This window comes from Pseudoalteromonas sp. SR45-5, from assembly GCF_014163565.1.
Lineage (GTDB): Bacteria > Pseudomonadota > Gammaproteobacteria > Enterobacterales > Alteromonadaceae > Pseudoalteromonas > Pseudoalteromonas distincta.
This window is the reverse complement of record NZ_JACJDN010000402.1, coordinates 1-3,815: the sequence shown is the minus strand read 5'-3', so window position 1 is coordinate 3,815 and position 3,815 is coordinate 1. Positions and strand designations below refer to the sequence as shown.

General features: G+C 37.7%; 4 protein-coding genes. All 4 read left to right on the top strand.

What is annotated here, in order from left to right; genetic code table 11:
• Positions 1–465, top strand: a 465-nt coding sequence (locus tag H5072_RS14055) for a PilN domain-containing protein (RefSeq protein WP_182693871.1), incomplete at its 5' end; no start/stop codon positions are given.
• Positions 455–1,060 (top strand): type 4a pilus biogenesis protein PilO, encoded by a 606-nt coding sequence (locus H5072_RS14050; RefSeq protein ID WP_024596028.1) that lies wholly within the window; start codon positions 455–457, stop codon positions 1,058–1,060. The genes H5072_RS14055 and H5072_RS14050, both read left to right, overlap by 11 nt.
• Positions 1,057–1,596: a pilus assembly protein PilP gene (locus tag H5072_RS14045; RefSeq protein WP_182693870.1), complete on the top strand. Its 540-nt coding sequence runs from the start codon at positions 1,057–1,059 to the stop codon at positions 1,594–1,596. Before H5072_RS14050 ends, H5072_RS14045 begins: the two co-directional genes overlap by 4 nt.
• A complete protein-coding gene (locus H5072_RS14040) occupies positions 1,583–3,688 on the top strand; it encodes a type IV pilus secretin PilQ (protein ID WP_024596027.1) in 2,106 nt (701 codons plus the stop codon). Before H5072_RS14045 ends, H5072_RS14040 begins: the two co-directional genes overlap by 14 nt.
• Positions 3,689–3,815: the final 127 nt, after the last annotated feature.

Below are 3,815 nucleotides of genomic sequence, written 5' to 3'. Positions count from 1 at the left end.
TATTTATTAAGCTCTTTTTATAGTGCCTTAAAAGACGGTCAAAACTTAAAGAATAATTATTTAAGCTCAGAAATTAGCATGCTAGATAAAAAAATAAGTGAAATACGAAGCTTAGATAAAAGAAAGGAAAATTTACAACAGCGTATGAGGCTCATTGAAGAATTGCAAAGCAGCCGTAACTTGGGTACGCAAATAATGGATGAAGTTGCCAAAATAGTGCCAGGTGGTGTTTATTTAACAAAACTGGAGCGCAAAGGCAGCCAAATACATGTTTTAGGACGTAGTGAATCTAATAATCGTCTATCAACAATGCTCCGCCAAGTACAAAGCTCATATTTACTAGAGAATCCTTCAATGCAGGGCATTGTTGCAGGCGATCAATCTTCGCGTTTACTTAGTGATTTTAATATGGAATTTTATGTAAAACCATTTGATAAAATTGGTGAGGTTAGCGATGAACCTTGATTTTAAAGCACTGAGTGAAATTGATTGGAATGAAATAGAGCTTGATAACATTGGTGATTGGCCAATTGCTGTTAAAGCAATTTGCTGCACATTTGTTGCGGGCCTTGTATTGTTTTTTAGTTATAGCCTATTAGTTTCTGATGAAATTGACAGCTACCATAGTGCCGTGGCAAAAGAAGTTGAACTACGAACAACTTATCGAACTAAGTATGCAGTAGCGAGCAAGCTTGAAATATATCGTCAACAAATGATTGAAATGGAAGATAAGTTTTCACAGCTATTAAAGCGTCTACCCACTTCGAACGAAACTCCTGGTTTACTTGATGATTTATCATATGTTGGGACAACGAGTGGTCTGACTTTTTTAAAAATAGGTTGGCTGCCAGAAGTTGAAAAAGAATTTTATACCGAGCTGCCTATTAAAATCGAAGTAATAGGTAGCTACCATGAGTTTGGTGAGTTTGTAGGTAAAGTGGCCCAGTTACCCCGAATTGTAAGCTTACATGACTTTTCTATTTTATCATCGGGCGATAAACAGTTAACATTCAGTGTTGTTGCAAAAACATATCGTTATGAAGAAGGGGTTAAAAAATGAAACTCCTTCGCGTAGTACCTTTAGCTATAGCGTTTGTTTTAGCTGGTTGTAATGATGACACTTCTGAGCAAAAAGAATTTATTGATCAGGTAAAAGCAAGTACCACACCAAAGGTTGAGACGATTCCTGAACTGACAAAGTTTGAAATATTTGAGTACAGTGCTGGTCAGCTACGTAGCCCGTTTGTAGCGCCTCAGCCTGAGATTATTCAAAATAAACTAACGCAAGTAAAAAACTGTTTGCACCCAGATCAAGAGCGTCGCCGCGAACCGTTAGAGAAATACCCGCTAGATAATTTAGCAATGAAAGGCACAATTGGCTCTAGTGGACAAATATGGGCATTAATTACAGCAACAGATGACACTTTGCACCGCGTAACGGTAGGGAATTATCTTGGAAGTTATGATGGCAGAGTAAAAAGAGTAAGCAACGACTATATAGAATTAGTGGAATTAATCCCTGATGGGTCTGGCTGTTGGAAAGAGCGCCTGACGAAATTAGAAATGTTAGAGGCGGCAACAGATGGCGCAAATTAATAATAAAAAAGGTAAAAATAGGATGCATAAGGATGTACTTTGGCTTCATCGTATTTCACGGACATTACTGGCTGCTGTTGCTTTAGTCACTGTAAACTCAGCCATAGCTGGGCCATTGCTTTATGATGTTCGTTATAATCCATTACTTAAAGGCGAAACTGAATTACAGCTTGTTTTTGATGAAGAGTTAACCTTTGAACCAAAAGTTCAAGTGTTTAATAGCCCAGCCCGAATCGAAATGTTTTTTGATTCTGCAGAGTTAGAAGTTGGTTTAAATGATGTTGAAGTTAATCAAGCTGGAATTAGCAGTGTTACTAATGTTTTAACTAACAGTGGTTTAAAGGTAACGGTAAACTTAGATAGATTAAAAATTTATGAGACTGAAGTTCATAACAATTTAGTATCGATACGTGTCTCTGATAACCCTCTTACAGAACCTGAAAATGAAGATGTAGTGATGGACTCAGGTGATGAAAGTGGAAATTACATTAACCGTATCCAGTCAATTGATTTTAGACGTGGTGAGAAGGGTGAAGCAAAAGTACTTGTATTTTTACAAGACACTCAAGCTGCAATTGAAGTCCATGAAAGTGGCGGGAAAATTTACGCTGACTTTCATCACACCGATATTTTAGACGATCTACTTTATGAATTAGATGTATTAGATTTTGGAACTGTTGTAAGTAATATCGAGACTTTTAAAGAAGATGGTTTAAGTCGTGTTGTTATCGAACCTAATGCTCAGTTCACGTTTACGTATCAGCAAATAGATAATATTTTAACGTTGACAGTAGAAAAAGATGAAACGCAAAATGCGTACTTAGATGGTGGTGTTGAGTATCAAGGTCGCCCTATGACCTTAAATTTTCAAGATATCTCTGTGCGTGCAGCACTGCAAATTATCGCGGGTTACAACGACTTTAACTTAGTAACCAGTGATTCAGTAACGGGCAATATAACGCTGCGCCTAGATGGTGTACCGTGGGATCAAGCGCTTGACGTAGTACTACGTATTAAAGGGCTAGATAAGCGCATGGATGGCTCTATATTAATGGTAGCGCCTGCAGAAGAACTTGCAGCACGTGAAGCCAAAGATTTAAAAGCTAAACAGCAAGTTGAAGACTTAGAGCCTCTATATAGTGAATACATCCGATTAAACTATGCTAAAGCCGAAAATTTTGCTGATCTATTAAAAACAGATACAAACAGTATTATAACTGCCCGTGGTAGTGTATCTGTTGATCAACGTACAAATACTTTGTTAGTAAAAGATACTGTTAAGAGTATAGAAAACATTCGCCGCATGATTGAAACGCTTGATATTCCAGTGCAGCAGGTTGTAATAGAATCTCGAATGGTAACTGTGCGCGATAACGTTACTGAAGACTTAGGCGTACGTTGGGGCTTTAGTGACCAAGGCAGTAGTGTTGGTATTTCAGGCTCTCTTGAAGGCGCAGAAGGTATTTATAATGCGACATCTACTTCAGATGCACCAAGTATTTCAGACCGATTAAATGTAAATTTACCTATCACTAACCCTGCGGCTAGCATTGGCTTACACATAGCAAAACTGGCTAACGGCACGCTGATTGATTTAGAGCTAAGTGCGCTTGAGGAAGAGAATAAAGGCGAGATTATTGCTAGTCCACGTATAATAGCGGCTAATCAGCAAAAAGCCCGAATAGAGCAAGGTACTGAAATTCCTTATACTGAGTCAGCTTCAAGCGGTGCTACTACCGTAAGCTTTAAAAAAGCGGTACTGAGCTTAGAAGTTACACCTCATATCACACCTGATAATAAAGTAATTCTAGATTTAATTATTACTCAAGATACACGTGGTGATACTGTACAAACAGGTACTGGTGAAGCGGTGTCTATTGATACTCAAGAAATTCAAACACAAGTGTTAGTCGAGAATGGCCAAACAGTAGTACTCGGTGGTATTTTCCAACAGCAAATCATTAATACTACGAGTAAAGTGCCAATTTTAGGTGACATTCCTTACGTAGGAAGACTATTTAAAACCACAAGTGAGTTTAATGAAAAGCGTGAATTACTTATTTTCGTGACACCGAAAATACAAATTGATTAAAATACAGTGGTTTTATGTTAACCAACGGGTGATTATTTAGATTAATTGCTCGTTATATGGCTTTTTATTCTAATTGACTTGAAATACCCCTGCAATTACTGAGATAATCCCCTCCTTAATTTTGGGG